Annotated in this window: 17 protein-coding genes; 16 read left to right on the forward strand and 1 reads right to left on the reverse strand. The window is 25.3% G+C overall.

The genetic code is table 11. The features are described from left to right. The first annotated feature begins 10 nt into the window (after positions 1–10). From ACY2RX_RS00490 to ACY2RX_RS00565, 16 genes are all read left to right on the forward strand, one after another. Entirely contained in the window at positions 11–1,423 is a 1,413-nt protein-coding gene (locus tag ACY2RX_RS00490; RefSeq protein ID WP_490101991.1) for an MBOAT family O-acyltransferase, read from the forward strand. A gap of 59 nt (positions 1,424–1,482) precedes the next feature. Beyond that, the gene (locus ACY2RX_RS00495) at positions 1,483–2,355 is read left to right on the forward strand and encodes a hypothetical protein (protein ID WP_490101992.1); all 873 of its coding nucleotides are present in this window, start codon (positions 1,483–1,485) and stop codon (positions 2,353–2,355) included. Further along, positions 2,352–3,350: an N-acetylneuraminate synthase family protein gene (locus ACY2RX_RS00500; RefSeq protein WP_490101993.1), complete on the forward strand. Its 999-nt coding sequence runs from the start codon at positions 2,352–2,354 to the stop codon at positions 3,348–3,350. Before ACY2RX_RS00495 ends, ACY2RX_RS00500 begins: the two co-directional genes overlap by 4 nt. 4 nt (positions 3,351–3,354) lie before the next feature. Beyond that, positions 3,355–4,512 carry a UDP-N-acetylglucosamine 2-epimerase gene (neuC, locus tag ACY2RX_RS00505; protein WP_490101994.1) on the forward strand — a complete coding sequence of 386 codons (1,158 nt, stop codon included), beginning with the start codon at positions 3,355–3,357 and terminating at the stop codon, positions 4,510–4,512. After that, on the forward strand, positions 4,512–5,192 hold the full coding sequence (locus ACY2RX_RS00510; protein ID WP_490101995.1) for an acylneuraminate cytidylyltransferase family protein: 681 nt from the start codon (positions 4,512–4,514) through the stop codon (positions 5,190–5,192). Before neuC ends, ACY2RX_RS00510 begins: the two co-directional genes overlap by 1 nt. Before the next feature lie 9 nt (positions 5,193–5,201). Next, complete coding sequence (locus ACY2RX_RS00515; RefSeq protein WP_490101996.1) at positions 5,202–6,137, forward strand: NAD(P)-dependent oxidoreductase; 936 nt, start codon at positions 5,202–5,204, stop codon at positions 6,135–6,137. 1 nt (position 6,138) lies between these two features. Then, positions 6,139–6,879, forward strand: coding sequence for a class I SAM-dependent methyltransferase (locus ACY2RX_RS00520; protein ID WP_490101997.1), 741 nt, complete (start codon positions 6,139–6,141; stop codon positions 6,877–6,879). A gap of 2 nt (positions 6,880–6,881) precedes the next feature. Beyond that, positions 6,882–8,303 (forward strand): glycosyltransferase family protein, encoded by a 1,422-nt coding sequence (locus ACY2RX_RS00525; RefSeq protein ID WP_490101998.1) that lies wholly within the window; start codon positions 6,882–6,884, stop codon positions 8,301–8,303. Continuing rightward, entirely contained in the window at positions 8,285–9,418 is a 1,134-nt protein-coding gene (locus ACY2RX_RS00530; protein WP_490101999.1) for a glycosyltransferase family 4 protein, read from the forward strand. Before ACY2RX_RS00525 ends, ACY2RX_RS00530 begins: the two co-directional genes overlap by 19 nt. 5 nt (positions 9,419–9,423) lie before the next feature. Continuing rightward, positions 9,424–10,545 (forward strand): glycosyltransferase, encoded by a 1,122-nt coding sequence (locus ACY2RX_RS00535; RefSeq protein ID WP_490102000.1) that lies wholly within the window; start codon positions 9,424–9,426, stop codon positions 10,543–10,545. Further along, the gene (locus tag ACY2RX_RS00540) at positions 10,545–11,621 is read left to right on the forward strand and encodes a glycosyltransferase (protein WP_490102001.1); all 1,077 of its coding nucleotides are present in this window, start codon (positions 10,545–10,547) and stop codon (positions 11,619–11,621) included. Before ACY2RX_RS00535 ends, ACY2RX_RS00540 begins: the two co-directional genes overlap by 1 nt. Positions 11,622–11,623: 2 nt before the next feature. Then, complete coding sequence (locus ACY2RX_RS00545; protein ID WP_490102002.1) at positions 11,624–12,946, forward strand: O-antigen ligase family protein; 1,323 nt, start codon at positions 11,624–11,626, stop codon at positions 12,944–12,946. Continuing rightward, positions 12,939–13,949: a glycosyltransferase family 4 protein gene (locus ACY2RX_RS00550; RefSeq protein ID WP_490102003.1), complete on the forward strand. Its 1,011-nt coding sequence runs from the start codon at positions 12,939–12,941 to the stop codon at positions 13,947–13,949. Before ACY2RX_RS00545 ends, ACY2RX_RS00550 begins: the two co-directional genes overlap by 8 nt. A gap of 4 nt (positions 13,950–13,953) precedes the next feature. Further along, on the forward strand, positions 13,954–15,261 hold the full coding sequence (locus ACY2RX_RS00555; RefSeq protein WP_490102004.1) for a phenylacetate--CoA ligase family protein: 1,308 nt from the start codon (positions 13,954–13,956) through the stop codon (positions 15,259–15,261). A gap of 21 nt (positions 15,262–15,282) precedes the next feature. Beyond that, the gene (locus ACY2RX_RS00560; protein WP_490102005.1) at positions 15,283–16,464 is read left to right on the forward strand and encodes a glycosyltransferase family 4 protein; all 1,182 of its coding nucleotides are present in this window, start codon (positions 15,283–15,285) and stop codon (positions 16,462–16,464) included. Between the two features lie 90 nt (positions 16,465–16,554). Then, on the forward strand, positions 16,555–17,937 hold the full coding sequence (locus tag ACY2RX_RS00565) for an exopolysaccharide biosynthesis polyprenyl glycosylphosphotransferase (protein ID WP_490102006.1): 1,383 nt from the start codon (positions 16,555–16,557) through the stop codon (positions 17,935–17,937). Here ACY2RX_RS00565 and ACY2RX_RS00570 read toward each other — a convergent pair. Beyond that, the gene (locus tag ACY2RX_RS00570; protein WP_490102007.1) at positions 17,917–19,098 is read right to left on the reverse strand and encodes a lipoprotein N-acyltransferase Lnb domain-containing protein; all 1,182 of its coding nucleotides are present in this window, start codon (positions 19,096–19,098) and stop codon (positions 17,917–17,919) included. The two genes, ACY2RX_RS00565 and ACY2RX_RS00570, sit on opposite strands and share 21 nt — an antisense overlap. Positions 19,099–19,100: the final 2 nt, after the last annotated feature.

Below are 19,100 nucleotides of genomic sequence, written 5' to 3' on the forward strand. Positions count from 1 at the left end.
ATAATAGATTATGTTATTTAATTCAGTAGAATTTTTAATTTTTTTTCCAATTGTATTTTGTATATATTGGTTTTTTCTTAATAAAGATTTTAAGAAACAAAATGTTTTAATTTTATTATCTAGCTATTTTTTTTATTCTTGGTGGGATTGGAGGTTTCTTTTTTTAATTCTTTTTAGTACAATAGTAGATTTTTTAATAGGTAAAAAATTATATAATGAAAAAAGTAAGTTAAAAAGAAAAAGACTTTTACTACTAAGTTTAATTTCAAATTTAGGATTACTTACTATTTTTAAATACTCAAATTTCTTTTTAGAAAGCTTTGTAGATGCTTTTTCTTTTTTTGGCGAAAAGATAAATATAGATAGAATAGATATAATACTCCCTGTTGGTATTAGTTTTTACACTTTTCAAACATTAAGTTATACCATTGATATTTATAACAAAAAAATTAAGCCAGAAGAAAACTTTATATCATTTGCATCATTTGTAAGCTTTTTTCCTCAATTAGTTGCTGGTCCAATAGAAAGAGCATCTAATTTGTTACCACAGTTTAAAATAAAAAAACAATTCACATACTTTAATGGAGTAGTTGGTTTAAGACAAATCTTATGGGGACTTTTTAAAAAAGTAGTAATTGCTGATAATTGTGCAGAATATGTAAATATAATATTTAACCATTATTCAGATTATAACGGAAGTACATTATTTATAGGTGCATTCTTCTTTTCATTTCAAATTTATTGTGATTTTTCAGGATATTCAGACATTGCTATTGGTCTTTCAAAGTTATTGGGTTTTAATTTAAAACAGAATTTTAGATACCCATATTTTTCTAAAGGGATAGTAGATTTTTGGCGTAGATGGCATATTTCTCTTTCTACTTGGTTTAGAGATTATTTGTATATTCCTTTAGGAGGAAGCAAAGGAAATAAACTAAAGAGAATAAGAAATATTTTTGTTATTTTTATTGTAAGCGGTTTTTGGCATGGAGCAAATTGGACATTTGTTTTATGGGGTTTCTTTAACGCTGTTTTATTTTTACCTACCGTTTTTATGCCAAAGAAACTACTAGTAAAATCATTTTTTATAGATTTTCTTAGAATAATTAATACATTTATAATTATTACTTTATTATGGGTTTTCTTTAGATCTGAAAATATTGAACAAGCATTTAGTATTTTTAATAAAATATTTTCAGTGTCTTTCTTTGAATTACCACAAATTAGGCAAAAAGCTATTTATTTTTTAATTTTATTTTTAATTGTTATAGAATGGTATGGTAGAAAAGATTTTTTTGCTATCGAAAAAATTGATGAAAAAATGAACAAACCAATAAGGTGGTTATTTTACTCATTTATAGTGTTCCTAATAGGAATGTATAAAGTAACAAATGAAACACCTTTTATATATTTTCAATTTTAATGAAAAAATTTATATACTCTTTTTTTAGTTTTGTATTTATAACCTTAATTTTATATGTTATGATAATTATAATTTGGGGTGAAGTTATGCCAAATTTTATGCTAAAGAATGTTAGAGGTAATAATGTTGATAAAGGTTTTTTAGGATTAAAAATAAATGAGGTAAAAGAATTAGACCAGATAGATATCTTATTTATTGGTTCCTCTCATTCATATAGGAGTTTTGATCCTCGAATTTTTAAAAATCAAAATATTAAAACTTTTAATTTAGGATCTAAAGCACAGAGTCATATTCAAACAGAAATTCTACTAAAAAAATATGCTAAAAAATTAAAACCTAAACTTGTAGTTTATGAAGTTTATATGGGTATTTTTTTAGTAGATGGAGTAGAATCTGGGTTAGATTTATTATCTAATGGTATTGTAAATGAAGATTCTTTTAAAATGGTTTACCAGTCAAAGAGTTTAAAATTATATAATACATTTATTTACAATTACTACTTAAAAAAAACAGGTAAACTAAAAACAACAACATCAACAAAATTATATCAAGATACATATATTAAGGGAGGTTATGTAGAGAAAGAATTAAAATTTTATAAACCAGAAAAAGAAAATAGTATTGTTTTAAAGATAAATAATGAACAAGAAAAAGCTTTTAATAGAAACATCTCTTTTTTAAAAAAGAACAGTATAAATTATGTTTTAGTACAAACACCTATAACAAAAAATTTATACTCATCTTTTATTTATAAATCTAATTTTGATAGTATTATGAATTCAAACGGATTGTATAAAGATTTTAACAAAGAATCTTCATTAATAGATACCATACATTTTTATGATTCAAATCATTTAAATAAATTAGGAGTAAGAATTTTTAATAATAGTTTTATCAACTTTTTAAAATCTAATAAATTTATAATAAAATGAAAATTATAGCAGAAATAGCACAAGCACATGATGGCAGTTTAGGTATTTTGCATTCTTATATAGATGCAGTTTCAAAAACAGGAGTAGATGCTATAAAATTTCAAACTCATATTGCAGAAGCAGAAAGCAGTATTTATGAACCTTTTAGAGTTAAATTTTCTAAGCAAGATAAAACTCGTTATGATTATTGGAAAAGAATGGAGTTTACCTTAGAGCAATGGAAAGAAATAAAAAAACATTGTGATGAAGTTAATCTAGAATTTATGAGCTCTCCTTTTAGTAATGCTGCAGTTGACTTGTTAGAAAAAGTAGGAGTAAAAAGATATAAAGTAGGTTCTGGTGAAGTAAATAACTTTTTATTGTTAAATAGAATTGCACAAACAAAAAAGCCAGTTATTATTTCCTCAGGTATGAGTTCTTTTGATGAATTAGATAAAACAGTAGCATTTTTAAAAAGTAAGAATGTAGAATATTCAATTTTGCAATGCACAACTGCTTATCCTACAAAACCAAAACAATATGGTTTAAATGTTATAAAAGAGCTAAAAGAAAGATATATGGTTCCAGTAGGTTTTTCAGATCATTCTTCATCTATAGAAGCTTGTATAGCTGCAACCGCTTTAGGCGCAGAAATTCTTGAAGTTCACGTTGTGTTTAATAAAGATATGTTTGGTCCAGATGCAAAATCGTCCTTAACCTTAGAAGAATTAACACAGTTAACAAAAGCAGTAAAAAAAATAAGTATTTCGCTTAAAAAACCAATAAATAAAAATGATAACTTACAATTCTCTGAATTAAAAAACATATTTGAAAAATCTCTGTCTATAAACAAAAACCTTAAAAAAGGACATATTTTAACTTTTTCAGATTTAGAAGCAAAAAAACCAAAAGGATATGGTATTTTAGCTAATGAGTATGAGAGAATCCTAGGAAAAAAAATAAATAGAGATTTATGTCAGTGGGATTTTCTTAACTTCCAAGATTTAACAGATTAATAATATGCCTATTAAAAAAATATGTGTAGTTGTAACTGCAAGACCTTCATATAGTCGTATAAAAACGGCTTTAACTGCCATTAAAAATCATCCAAAATTAGAATTACAATTAGTCATAGCTGGTTCTGCTTTATTAGGTAGATATGGTAATGCTGTAGATTTTATTGAAAATGATGGTTTTATAATATCTGAAAAAGTCTTTATGGTTTTAGAAGGTGAAAATCCAACATCTATGGCAAAAACTACGGGTTTAGGAGTTATGGAATTAGCAAATGTTTTCTATAAATTACAACCAGATGCTGTAATTACTATAGCAGATAGGTTTGAAACAATTGCGACTTCAATTGCTGCATCTTATCAAAATATACCATTAATCCATATTCAAGGCGGAGAAGTTACTGGTAATATAGATGAAAAAGTGCGTCACGCTAATACAAAATTAGCAGATTTACATCTAGTAGCTTCAGAAGATGCTAAAAATAGAGTTGTCAAAATGGGAGAAAACCCTGCTATGGTTTTTAACACAGGTTGTCCATCCATAGATTTAGCAAAAGAAATAAAAGAAACCCCAAAATTAGATTTTGATCCACTTCAAAAATATGGAGGAGTTGGAGAACAGATTAATTGGAAGCCTGGTTATTTAGTTGTAATGCAGCATCCTGTTACAACAGAATATAGTTCTGCCAGAAAAGATGTTTTAAAAACCTTAGAAGCAATTTATGACCTAGATATACCAACTTTTTGGTTTTGGCCAAATGTTGATGCAGGGTCAGACGGAACTTCTAATGGAATTCGATCTTTTAGAGAAAATATAAAACCTAAAAACATTCATTTTTTTAAAAATATGCAACCTAACGATTTTTTAAAATTATTGGTAAATAGTAAATGCTTAATAGGTAACTCTAGTGTAGGTGTTAGAGAATGTTCTTATTTAGGTGTGCCAGTAGTTAATATTGGTAGTCGTCAAAATAGAAGACAAAGAGGTTCAAATATTATTGATGCTTTATATGACAAAACAGATATTATTAATGCAATAAAAAATAGATTAGAAACAACAGATATCGTTTCAGAAAATATTTATGGAGATGGCAATTCTGGTGAAAAAATAGCAGAAATTATTGCAAACACAGATTTTACATTTCATAAAACAATTATGTATTAATGAAAGTTTTAGGAATAATACCAGCAAGAGGAGGTTCTAAAGGTGTCAAAAATAAAAATATTAGAATATTAAACGGAAAACCTTTAATAAGCTATGTAATTTCTGCAGCAAAAAAAAGTACATATTTAACTGATTTTATTGTGTCTTCAGATAGTAATCAGATTATTGATGTTGTTAAAAAATTAGAATGTAAATTTCATAAAAGATCCAAAATAAATGCTACAGACAAGGCGAAAATTGAACCAGTAATATTAGAAGTGTTAGAATATTTAAAAGAAGATTATGATATTATAGTATTATTGCAACCAACAGCTCCTGCAACTTGTGCAAAAGACATAGATGATGTCATAAAAATGTTTTATGAAGATGATGAAACAAATTGTGTGGTTTCTGTTGTAGAGCTTTCAGATGTACATCCAGCAAGAATGTATATAATAAAAGATAATTACCTTTCTTCATTGCAAAAAGAAAATGAAAAAAAAAGAAGGCAAGATTTGCCTCCTGTATACCTAAGAAATGGCTGTATATATGCTGTTAAAACAAAAGACTTCTTAAAAAATAAAAAGTTAATTTTAGATAGCAAAAAACCATTTATTATGCCAGAAGAAAAATGGATTAATATTGATACTGAAAGAGATTTAATAGTAGCAGATGCATTATTAAAATCTTTAAATCTTTAAATTTAGTAAATGATTACAAATATTTCTGGTATAACAAAATTAACACAAGAGGCTCATAATATATTATCTAAAGTAGCTTCTATTAATTATGTTAATATTACTTCAGAAAAAAAACTTAAAGAATGTTTACAAAATTGTGATGTTTTTTGGTTTAGGCTTAATCATAAATTAACAAAAAATATTTTAGAAACTGCTAAGTGTAAATATATACTTTGTGCAGTAACAGGTTTAGATCATATAGATTTAGAATTTTGTAAGAAAAAAAACATATCAGTTATTAGTTTAAAAGGAGAAACTGAGTTTTTAAAAGAGGTTAGAGCTACTGCAGAACACTCTTTTGGGTTAATGTTAGCATTAATAAGAAAGTCTAAATCTGCCTTTTTGCATTCAGAATCTTATCAATGGAACAGAAATTTATTTCAAGGAGAAGAATTATATAAAAAAAAGATTGGAATTTTAGGTTTAGGTAGGTTAGGTAAAATTACTGCTGATTATGCTAAAGCCTTTGGTATGAACGTGTTTTATTATGATAAAATTGATAATAAAGACACCCATTTTGTAAGATGTGAAACTATAGAAGAACTAGTGTCAAAAGTAGATATTTTATCTATTCATTTAACATATGATTATTCCACTCAATTTTTAATAAATAATTCAGTTTTAGAAAAAATTAAAACTAGTTTGTATATTGTAAATACCTCTAGAGGAGGAGTTGTAAATGAAGATGATATTCTTAAACATCTAAAATCAGGTAAAGTAAAAGGATATGCAACCGATGTTTTATATAAAGAACCAGAAGTAAAGAATAATAAATTAATTACTTACGCTAAAGAAAATGAAAATGTTATAATTACACCACATATTGCTGGTTATACAAGAGAGTCTATTGAAAAAACTGAAATTTTTATAGCAAAAAAAATACTACAAATTTTTAAAAATATATAAAATGGCTGAATGGAATTATTGGTCTGAAAGAAATTATTATCAGAAAGAATTAAGCGAAAGAGCTAAAGGTTTAAAAGATGAAATGGAAGCTGCTAAACATATTTCTGATATAATTAGAAACAAATCTAAAGAACAAAACAGTATCTTAGATGCTGGCTCTGGCCCAGGACATTTTATATTAAGTTTACAAAAAAAAATAAAAAATGATTTTAAATATTTAGGTGTAGATATTACTCAAGAACACGTTTCTGATGGAAATAAAATTTTTAAAAATAACCCTAATTATAATTTTATTTATGGAGATGTAAGAGAGTTACCAGTAGAAGACAATATGTTTGATATTGCAATTTGCTCAAATACAATTCCGCATATACCAAATGTATGTAAAGCAATTAGAGAATTAGTTAGAGTTTCTAAAAATGATGTTTTTATAAGAATGCTAATTGGTAATGAAATTTTAATAACAAAAAAAGCATTAACAAAAACTTTAGATGATAATTGTGAACTTACTTCATTTATGTATGTTAATATTTATACAGAAGATTTCATAAAAAAAGTGGTTGGAGATTCAGGAAGTGTTATAATTTATGAAGACTCTTTTGATGAAGAAAAAATAGAAAAACATTATCAAGAGCAAAGTAAAATTGCTGGAAAAAATATTGCAACAAGAATTATTAACGGTACACAATTTAAAGGACATTTAATGCTTCCTTGGAAAATTGTACACATAAAGAAATATTAATTTTGAGGATTTTATTTTTAGTTCCTGACGGAGTTGGTATAAGGAATTATTTATATTCTAGTTTAACAAAAGAACTAGTTTTAAATGGTTTTGAAATACAATTATATCATAAAATTTCTCATTCAGCAATTAAAGAGATAGAATTTGCCTGCCCAAATATTATAATAAAAAAGAAAGAATTACCTAATTTAAAAGAAAATTTTCAATTAAGATTATTAAGAGAATCTTCTGCTTTTGCAAGGTTGATATTTTTTTCTAAATCTTTAGAAAACAAATCAATAAAATATTTTTGGGGTAAAAACCCTAAATCATTTAAGTTAAAAGTATTTTACGCTCTTTGTAAGATTGTAGGTAGAGTATTGTCTTTAAATTATAATTTAATTAGAGCTTCTGAAAAAAAATATGAAGATTTAACCAAATCAACTCAGGCATATAAAAATGCAATTAAAGATTTAGATGAATTAAAGCCAGATTATATTATTAACTTACACCAAAGAGCACCAATAACAACACCTGTTTTATTAGCCGCTAAAGATTTAAATATTAAGAATAGTACAGTAATTTTTTCATGGGATAATGTACCAAAAGGGAGATTAATTTGCAGACCTCAATCATATTTTGTTTGGTCTAAATTAATGAAAAAACAATTGTGTTTGTTATATAAAGAAATTCATCCTAAAAATGTTTTTGTAGTTGGTTCTCCTCAATTTGAATTCTATAAAAAAGATGAATTTAAATTAACAAAAGAAAAATTTTTTAAACATTATAATTTAGATATAAAAAGAAAAACTATTTGTTTTTCTGGAGATGATATTATGTCATCTCCTTATGATCAAGATTTTTTAGATGATTTATGCTGCTCACTTTTAAACTTTGAAAAGAATGATAGGCCACAAATTATTTTTAGAAGATGTCCCGTAGATTTCAGCTCAAGATTTGATGTTGTTCTAAAAAATCATAAAGATATAATTACGGTAATAAATCCAGATTGGCGAGTTGAAAAAGAATCAGAAAAGAATTCATTTTCATTAATCTACCCGTCAATTAATGATCTTAAATTACTGGTTAATACCTGTTTACATTCAGATTTGGTAATTAATTTGGGTAGCACAATGGCTCATGATTTTGCTGTTTATAATAAACCTTGCTTGTATTTGAATTACAATCCAAAAAAAGATAAAACTTGGTCTGTAGAAAAAATTTATAAGTTTGAACATTTTCAAAGTATGAATGGAATAGATGCTGTTGGTTGGGTTAATAGCAAGTCAGATTTTTTTCCACTTGTTAAAAGAGCTTTAAAAGAACCAAATACAATTGGAAAAGAAAGATCACTATGGTTGCAAAAGATTATTAATCATCCAATAGAAAATAATTCAAAAAAACTCGCTAAAAAAATAATAGAAGAATGCACATCTGTTTCTTAACTAGTGAATATCCTAAAAAAGAAACCTCGCAAGGAGGTATAGGAAGTTTTGTTAAATTTCTAGCTGAAAATTTATCAAAAAGAAATATTGATGTAAGTGTAATTGGAATTAATAATAGTTTTATTGATGAATTTTCATCAGAAGGAAAAATAAATATTTATAGACTAAGAAAATCTAAATGGAAAATTGCAAAGTTTTATGATCATAGTAAAAGAATTCTTAAGGTAATAGATCATATAAATAAAAAAAATGTAATAAATATAATTGAAGGAAGTGAACTTAATTTTGCTTTTTTTCCTAAAAACACGTATTATAAAAAAGTAATAAGATTGCATGGAGGTCATTATTTTTTTTCTTCAGAAATGGGAAAAAGTGTTGCTTTATGGAAAGGATACCAAGAAAGAATATCTTTTAAAAAGGCTGATTTTTTTGTAGCGGTAAGTAAATATGTTGGTAATAAATCAAAAAAATTACATAAGCATAACTTTAACTATAAAGTAATATATAATGGAATTCAATTAAAAAAGTTTTATAAAAGCAATCCTTTAAAAGAAAAAAAAGGAAAAATTGTTTTTATTGGAACAGTTTGTGAAAAAAAAGGAATTGAGAAATTAATTTTATCTTTTAAAAAATTAAAAAAGGAATATCCATATATACATTTAGAAGTTATAGGGAGAGATTGGAAAGAAGAAGGAAAAATATCTTATACAAATTATCTAAAACAAAAGTATGCTACTATAATTAATAATGGAGTAACTTTTAAAGGAGCTGTACCTTATGAAAAAATACCAGAAATAATTGAAAGTGCAGAGGTTTGTGTATATCCATCTTTATCAGAATCTTTTGGATTAACTATAATAGAGGCAATGGCAATGGGCAAAGCAGTGGCAGTTAGCAATATTCCTCCTTTTAAAGAAATCGTTAATGATAGTGAATCTGCTTTATTTTTTAATCCTTTTGATATTTTGAGTATTAAAAAAACAATTAGCAAATTATTAAGTAATGATTCTTTAAAAGAATCTTTAATAAAAAAAAGTAGAGATTATATTTTGTATAAATTTGATACTAATAAAATAGTTGAAAAAAATATTGATTTTTATAAATCTATAATATAATAAAATTGAAGTTTTTAATAGTTTCTCACGCAGTTCATAAAAAAGAATCTAATTTAATATACGCTTATGAACCATTTGTAAGAGAAATGAATTTATGGTCAAAATATGTAGATGAAATTAGTATTGTTGCTCCAATTTCTAAAGAAAAAATAAATAGAATAGAAACAAATTATTTGCATTCAACAATATCCGTTTCTAAAATTCCTGCCTTTAATATTCTTACTTTAAGGAATAAACTATTTTCTTTTTTTTTAATTCCAATAATAATTTTTAAACTTTTTAAATCTATGATATGGGCAGACCATATTCATCTAAGATGTCCAGGAAACATTGGTTTATTAGGTTGTTTTGTTCAAATTTTATTTCCCTTTAAGAACAAAACAGTAAAATATGCTGGTAATTGGGATCCTAATAGTAAACAACCTTTAAGTTACAGAATTCAAAAGTGGATTCTTTCTAATACTTTTTTAACCAAAAACTGTAAAGTTTTGGTGTATGGAAAATGGAAAAATCAATCTAAAAATATAATTCCTTTTTTTACGGCTTCTTATCATAAAAATGAAATTAAAGAAATAACGAAAAAAGAGTTATCAAAAAAAATAAAATTTATTTATGTTGGCGCTTTTTCTAAAGGAAAACAACCAATACTTAGCGTAAAAACTATTCAAAAATTATTGTCTAAAAATTATGACGTACAGTTAGATATGTATGGTAATGGTAAAGAATTTGAGTTGATAAAAAATTATATCGAAGAAAATTCTTTAGAAAAAAACATCAATTTACACGGTAATCAACCAAAAGAAGTTGTAAAAAAAGCATATCAAGAAGCACATTTTTTGATTTTTATTTCAAAATCTGAAGGCTGGCCAAAAGTTGTTGCAGAAGCAATGTTTTGGAGATGTTTGCCAATATCATCTAAAGTTTCTTGTGTAGCATATATGTTAGATAATGGTAATAGAGGTATTTTAGTTAAAGATAAAATTGAAGAAGACGAATTGTCTAATCTGATAATAAATAGCATAAAAAACGAAGATTTATATCAACAACAAGTAATTAATGCTCAGAAATGGTCTCATAAATTTACTTTAGAAAAATTTGAATCAGAAATAAAAAAACTTTTAATCTGATGAATAAAATTGGAGTCATTCAAATTATAGATAATCTTAACACGGGTGGTGCAGAGGTTTTAGCTGTTAATATTGCGAATTCTTTAGGCCATAATAATTTAAATTCACATTTATGCTCCACAAGAATTGAGGGGAAATTAATTAGCAATCTAAGTAAAGATGTTGGTTACTTATTCTTAAACAGAAAGAATACTATAGATTTAAAATCGATATTTAAATTAAGAACTTATTTAATTAAAAATAATATTACTATTATTCATGCACATAGTTCTTCATATTTTATTGCTTTTAGTGTAAAATGTTTTTATCCAAAAGTAAAAATAATATGGCATGATCATTTTGGAGTTTCACAAGAGTTAAATAAAAGAAAATTATTTCCTTTAAAGTATGCTTCTTTTTTCTTTAAAGCAATTATTAGTGTTAATTCTAATCTTAAAAAATGGGCTACGTCTAAATTATTATGTAGCAATGTCTATTTTTTAAATAACTTTCCGAGTTTTAATAAAACAGAACCCGTTACAATACTTAAAGGAGAGGAAGGCAAAAGAATTGTTCATTTAGCTGCATTTAGAGAGCAGAAAGATCATTTTACATTAATTAATGCTTTTGAACTTTTTGTTGAAAAAAATAAAGAATGGACATTACATTTAGTTGGAGGAATTAATGATGATATTTACTCAAAAAAAATACTTAAGTTAATTAAACAAAAAGGGTTACAAAACCATATTTTTGTATATGGAGCTTGTTTAGATATTTTAAATATTTTAAACCAAAGTTCAATAGGTGTTTTATCATCAAAGTCTGAAGGTTTACCTATATCTTTGTTAGAGTATGGTTTGGCAAAATTACCAGTTGTGGTAACTAATGTAGGGGAATGCTCTAGAGTAGTTATGAATAATGTTTCTGGTTTTGTGATTCCTGCAATGAGTGCCTTAGCGTTGTCTGAGAAAATGAGTTTATTAGCTAACTCAGAGAAAGTGAAATTAGAATTTTCGGAGAAACATTATATTAATGTTTTAAATAATTATTCTAAAGAAACTTTTATAAAAAAAATAATAGATATATACAGTAAATAGTTTTGCAAGAGAAAATATTAAATAACAAACGTACTATTATTATTATACACTTAGTGTTTGGTTTTTTAGGCACATTGCCTTTGTTTCCTAGTATGCTTGGCTTAATATGTATAACGCTTCCTATATTCCTTATTTATTCAGAAGGAAATGAGAACGAAGTGGCATTTCTGTCTGCAGCTTACTTAGTAGGTGCAGAAGTTTTTATTAGAATGACAGGTGGTTTTATTTTATATGAAACAGGCAAGTATGCTGTTATTATTTTTTTAATATTGGGAATGTTATATTCAAGGTTTAAACAAACTTTTTCAATTCAATATTTAACCTATTTATTTTTACTTTTAATAGGGATTATTTTTACGCAAGTTCCAGAAGGAGAGTCTTTAAGAAAGAATGTGTTGTTTAATTTAAGTGGACCAATTGTTTTAGGAATTTCTGCTTTTTATTTTTTTCAGAGACCTGTAAAGCTTAAATTATTAATGGATGCCTTATTTTTTATGCTCTTGCCATTGCTTTCTATGATTGTATATCTTTATTTTAGAACTCCCGATTTAAAAGAAATTGTTTTTGGAGGTGAAGCTAACTTTGCTACATCTGGTGGTTTTGGCCCTAATCAGGTTGCAACTGCTATTGGTTTAGGAATGTTTATTTTAACAGTAATGTTACTCTCTAAATATAAATTAACGGGGTATTTATTTTTAGACTCAATTTTTTTAATATATTTTTCTTATCGAGGTTTGCTAACATTTTCTAGAGGAGGTATTTTAGCATCATTTATTACACTTATTTTATTTTCGGTTTTTTATATTTTTCACAAAAGAATTTCTTTTAATATCCTTTTTAAATATTTATTTATAGCAGGGTTTTTTATTATTGCTATTTGGCTTTATACATCAAATATTACAGGAGGTATGCTAAATAATAGGTATACAGGTAAAAATGCAATTGGAGTTAAAAAAGACATTACTACTGGTAGATTAGACATTCTAGAAACTCAAATTGATAATTTTTTAAGAACCCCATTAGGAATAGGAGTTGGGAATGGTAAATATGAAAGGTTAAAAAGTTTAGAACATGTAACAGGAGCATCTCATAATGAAGTAGGTAGGCTTTTAGAAGAACATGGATTTATAGGTTTATTAATTTTATTAATGCTAGTTACTATTCCTTTATTTAATTTTTTTAGAGGAAATTATTTGCAAAAAGCATTTATTATTTCTTTTTATACAATTTGGTTTTTAACAATAAACCATTCTGCTATGAGAATTGCTTTACCAGGGTTTATATATGGATTAAGTTTAATACGAATAGAAGATATAGATGAATAAGAGAATTCTTTATATAGGTAATAATCTTAATAAAAAAACGAAATATCCAACAGCATTAGTAATCCTTGTTTCAAAATTAGAAGAAGAAAATTTTGAAGTTTTTGTAAGCTCTAATAAATCTAACAAACTCTTAAGATTATTAGATATGGTTCAATCAGTAATAAAACGAAGAATAAAAATAGATTATGTTTTCATAGATACATACAGTACCACTAATTTTTATTACGCATTAATAATTTCACAATTATCTAGATTGTTTAATTTACGGTATATACCAATTTTACACGGAGGTAATTTACCAGTAAGATTAAAAAACAATAAGTATTTGTCGAAACTAATTTTTAAAAATTCATACATCAATATAGCGCCTTCTGGTTATTTAAAATCAGTTTTTAAAGATTATGGATTTAAAACGTTAAACATTCCAAATTCTATTGATATTAAAAGCTATCCATATAAAAAAAGACAATTGTTAAAACCTAAATTATTTTGGGTAAGATCTTTTAAGAGCATCTATAATCCTCTATTAGCACTAGAAGTTTTACTTTTACTTAAAAAAGAATTTTCTGATGCAAACTTGTGTATGGTAGGGCCTTTTTTAGACGAAACCTATAAAAAGTCTTTAGAGTTTGTAAAAAAAAATAACTTAGAAGAATCAGTAGAATTCACAAATGTTTTGTCTAAAGAAGCGTGGCATCAAAAGTCACAAAATTTTGATATATTTATAAATACAACAAATATTGATAATACACCAGTAAGTGTTACAGAAGCTATGGCTTTAGGTTTACATGTTGTGAGTACAAATGTTGGTGGAATCCCTTTTTTAATTGATGATAAAAAGGATGGATTGTTAGTAGAAAGAGAGAACGCAAAGCAGATGAAAAATGCAATTATTTCTATTTTAAATAATCAATATCCAGATTTATCTGATAATGCCAGAAAAAAAGTAGAACAGTTTGATTGGAGTGTAGTAAGAAATAAATGGTTAGAAATTTTAAAATAACGGTATGAACCTAAACCTAATAGATTTATCTTTAAAATTGAATGGTTTTCCTATCCGCAAAGCAAAAGAAAAATTAAAAAAAATACAAAATATTGACAAAGAAAACTATAAAGATTTTATTGATGCAAAAAAAAGAGAAATTGTAACGTTTCATATAAAAAACAATAGTTTTTATAAAACTTTAATAAATATTGATAAATTTAATTGGGAAACTTTACCCATTTTAGAAAAAAAAGATTTACAAATTCCACTTAAAAATAGACTAAGTAAAGACTTTCCATTAAACAAAATATTTAAAAATAAAACTTCTGGTTCTACAGGCAATCCTTTTTATTTTGCAAAAGACAAATTCTCTCATGCGTTAACTTGGGCAGTTATAGAAAATAGATTTAACAACCATTGTTTATATGGAAAAAAACAAGCCCGTTTTTACGGAATTCCCAAAAAAGGTTTTCATAGAAAAAAAGAACGTTTAAAAGATTTTTTTTCTAACAGGTATCGTTTTAATGTTTTTGATGTTTCAGAAAATGCTCTAAAAAAGTGGTTGCAAAAATTTGAAAAAACCAATTTTGTGTATTTAAATGGTTATACAAGTGTTTTGGTTGTTTTTTCTAAATATTTGGTATCTCAAAAAATAGTGTTAAAAAATGTTTGTCCATCTTTAAAAGCTTGCGTTGTAACCTCAGAAATGTTGTTTGATGCAGATAGAAAAACTCTCGAAAAAGGTTTTGGAGTTCCTATTGTTAATGAGTATGGCGCATCAGAATTAGATTTAATAGCTTTTGAAGATACAGAAGGAAACTGGGTTTTAAATACAGAAACATTGTATATAGAAGTTATAGATAACAATAATCAACTTGTTAAAGAGGGTGAAGTAGGAGATATTGTTATAACATCTTTATATAATAAAGCACATCCTTTTATTAGATATAGAATAGGAGATAGAGGAGCTATAAAAAAGATAAATCCTAAAAAGTGGATTTTAGAAAAATTAGAAGGTAGAAGTGAAGATATTGTAAAACTACCTAGCGGAAAAATAGCACCAGGACTTACATTTTATTATATTACAAAGTCTGTTATGGAAGATTCTGGAAAAATAAAAGAGATTAAAGTAATTCAGAACACTTTAGATACTTTTCAAATAGAATATGTTTCTGAAAACAAACTAAATTTAGACGAAGAAAATAAAATAAAAGAAGCTTTAATTAAATATTTAGAACCAAATTTAAATATTATTTTTATCAAATTACATAGTTTAAAGCGATCAAAAAGTGGTAAGTTAAAACAATTTACTTCTCTTTTAAAAGAATAAAATACTTTAGATATTTAAATTTTGAGCAAAAGAATTGTTATTATTTCAAATTATTTTCCTCCAGAAATGGGTGCTGCAGCTAATAGAATTAAGAATTTAGCAGAAGGTTTAAAAGAAAAAGGAAATGAGATAACAATTATATCTCCTTTACCCAATTACCCAAAAGGAAGCATTTTTAAAGAGTATAAAAATAAGATTTATAGTAATGAAATTATAGATGGTATTAAAATAAAAAGATGTTGGATTTTCCCATCAAAATCTAAAAACCCATTTATACGATTGTTAAGTATGTTATCTTTTGCTTTTTCAATGTGGTTTTCTGTTTTTTCTTTAATAAGAAAAAGGCCAGATGTATTTATAATTCAATCTCCACCTTTGCTTGTAGCTCTTTCTGGGCTAATTTTAAGCAAAGCTATGTTTTGTAAAAATATTTTAAATGTTTCTGATATTTGGCCTTTATCTGCTCTAGAATTAGGTGTAATTAAAAAAGGAACTTTTTATAATTTTTTAGAAAAAATTGAAAAATTGAATTATAAGTTGGCAGACAAAGTTATTGGGCAATCAGAAGAAATTATCAATCATATTCGTAAAATTGTTCCTAAAGATTTTCTTGTTTATAGAAACGTTCCTAAATTTAAAGAATATTCTGTTAAGAAAAGAAGTGATGGAAATTTAAAGATTGTTTATGCTGGTTTATTGGGTTACGCACAAGGAATATTACAAATATGTAAAGAAATCGATTTTAAAGCGCTTAATGCAGAGTTTCATATTTATGGTGCTGGTATGGATGAAGAAAAAATAAAAGAAATTTCTAAAAAAAATCAAAAAAATATTTTTTTTCACGGAATAAAATCAGCAGAAGAAATAAAATCGGAAATTTTAAAATATGACGTTGGTTTTGTTCCTTTAAAAAACAGGATTTATGGTGCTGTACCTTCTAAAATTTTTGAGTTATTGCAATTAGGAGTTCCCATTCTTTTTTTAGGTGAAGGAGAAGGTAAGAGAATTATTGATGCTCATAAAATAGGTTTAAGTTCTAATACAAATAATTTTGATGAATTAAAAAAATGTATATTTAAATATACCAAAATGACTGATGAAGAGTATAAAGAATTAAGCTTAAATTCTTTAAAATTACATTCTAAAGATTATAAATTAGAAAATCAAATTAATAAAATTTATGATAATAATTTCTTATTATAAGTTTTTCATTATCTTTTTTTATAAATTTGCTTGTCCCTCAATAGAATCAACATTTTTATTCCCCTAATTAATTGATAAAATTTTAAACTGTTGACCAAAAATAAAACTTATATTAACATATCTGAGAGAAAACTTTTTTTAAGAATTATAGATCTATTAATTCTTTTTTTTAGTTTATGGCTTGTATCAACTTATATTAATTTTAATTATATTAGTTTTTATAGTAGTTCTATTTTTATCTGGTTATTTCTATTAAGTTTTTACTTTATAATTTTAGGGCAAATTTTTCAACTCTATAATTTAAATGTATCAAACAATAGATATTTGGTGGTAAGAGCAGTTGTACTCACTGCATTTGCAACAACAATATTTTATATTTTTACACCTTTTTTATCACCAGAATTGCCAAAAAATAGAATACAGATTGTATATTTTTTCTTGATTTTGTCTGTACCAATAATTATATGGAGATTTATTTATATGTCATTAATATTTTCTCCAAAATACTTTAAATCTATAGTTTTTATTGGTAAATCAGATAGAATACAAAACCTTCTTTTTAAGATTAAAAATGATTCTTTTCACAATATTTCTACCTATATATCTGATAAAGAAATAGAAGGAATTAAAGGTTTTAAAGACATAAATCATAATAAAATATCAAAATTAATTGATGAAAATTTTATTACAGAAGTAGTTGTTTCTAACAAAGGTTTGTCTAACGATGTTATAAAATCTTTAAATTCAGAATTAATCTTATTGTTCGAAAAAGGAGTAAATATAGTAAGTTACGAGAGTTTTTATGAAGAAGTAACAGCAAGGGTGCCTAAAGAATATTTAAATCATAATTTTTATAAACATATTAATTTCGGGAAAAATAATACCAATAGATTTTACCTTTTTGGATTAAGAATAGTTGACATTTTTGTATCTATAATTGGTTTATTTACTTTTTTATTTTTATCTCCGTTTCTTTTAGTTGCAAATCTTTTTGCTAATAGAGGTCCTTTTTTTTACACTCAAATTAGAGTAGGAGAAAACGGAAAGTTTTTTAAAATATATAAATTACGTTCTATGGTAAAAAATGCTGAATCTAATGGCGCAGTTTGGGCAAAAGTTAATGATGCCAGAATAACTTCATTTGGTAAGTTTTTAAGAAGAACAAGGTTAGATGAATTTCCTCAGTTCATAAATATTTTAAAAGGAGATATGAGTATTATTGGTCCAAGACCCGAAAGACCAGAATTTGTAAATGATTTAGAAGAAAAAATACCTTTTTATGCCATTCGCCATATTGTAAGACCTGGATTAACAGGTTGGGCTCAAGTAAACTATCCTTATGCAAATACGCTAGAAGAGCAAGAGACAAAACTACGTTACGATTTGTATTATATTAAAGAAAGAAATGCTTTTTTAGATTTTAAAATATTAATAAAAACCATAACTACAATATTATATTTTAGAGGTCAATAAGTTTCTAGATAAATAGAAACTTCTTATAAAAAGCAGTATCAGTAAAGGAATTATTGCAATTGGAAAAACTTGAATTTTAGCAATCCAAATTATAGGTATCAAAATTAAAAATCCTAAAAATATTTTTATGTATACAACTACCAATTTGGGTGTTTTATTTTTTAATAAAACAAAAGTGATTAATAAATTAATAGGGAAAGCCCAAAGTATATTAAAATTATTGGGTGCAGTAGAATGACTTGAGAAAAACCATAAATAAAACAAAATACAACCTATAATTCCAGTAAAAGAAAAAAGTATAAAATCTAATAACTTTGTTCTTTTACCATTTTTAAAATCTTTAAACGTTATAAATAATCCTAAAAGTGCAAGAAGGCTAAATATTAATAGAGGATTAAAAATAGCGACACTTTGTTTTTTTTCTTTAAAACTTAAAAGAATATTTTCTCTTTTCACTAATTTTTTAGGTTGATTTTTTTTAAAAACAGTTGCATTTTTAAATGAACTATACACATAATCAGGTAAGTACATATATTGTTCTGAGGTTGCCTGTTCATCTAATTTAATACCTGCAATTAAGTTCAGTCCTAAACTCCCCCAAGTATTCCAATGAATTTCATTGTTGGTTAGTTCTCTAAAAGTTAGTTTTTTTTCTAAATTATCATCATTAAAAACCACTTTATCACCTAAAATAGAATTTGTAATATCTCTTAATTTAGTGGCACAATTATCAAAATAAGGATCATAAAGATAATTTCTATTTTTTGGAGTAGCATTTTTTTCTAAAAATAAAAAATAAGCTTGTTTTTCTTGTTCATTTAAATTTAATACTTGCTGTTTTACCCAACGTTTATCCCTTTTATAACTCGCTAAAAAATATTTAAAATCATAACGTGCTAAGCTATAAATCATATTTCCTTTTGCAAAATTTGAATAAAAATTAGGTTGATTAAAATCAAACATTCCATAATTGTAAATCAAATCTAAATTTAAAACTGGGTCTTTTATTCTAATTGCAGAATGCCCAAAAGCTTCATATAATTCTTCTCCAGGACCCGCAGTAACAATACTAACTTCTGAATAAACTGAAAGCTGAGCTTGAGCTTTTAAAGAGGAATGCATCAAAAAAATAAAGAGAAAAAAATAGTACTTTTTTATCATAA

It is taken from the genome of Polaribacter sp. 2405UD43-2 (genome assembly GCF_058147125.1).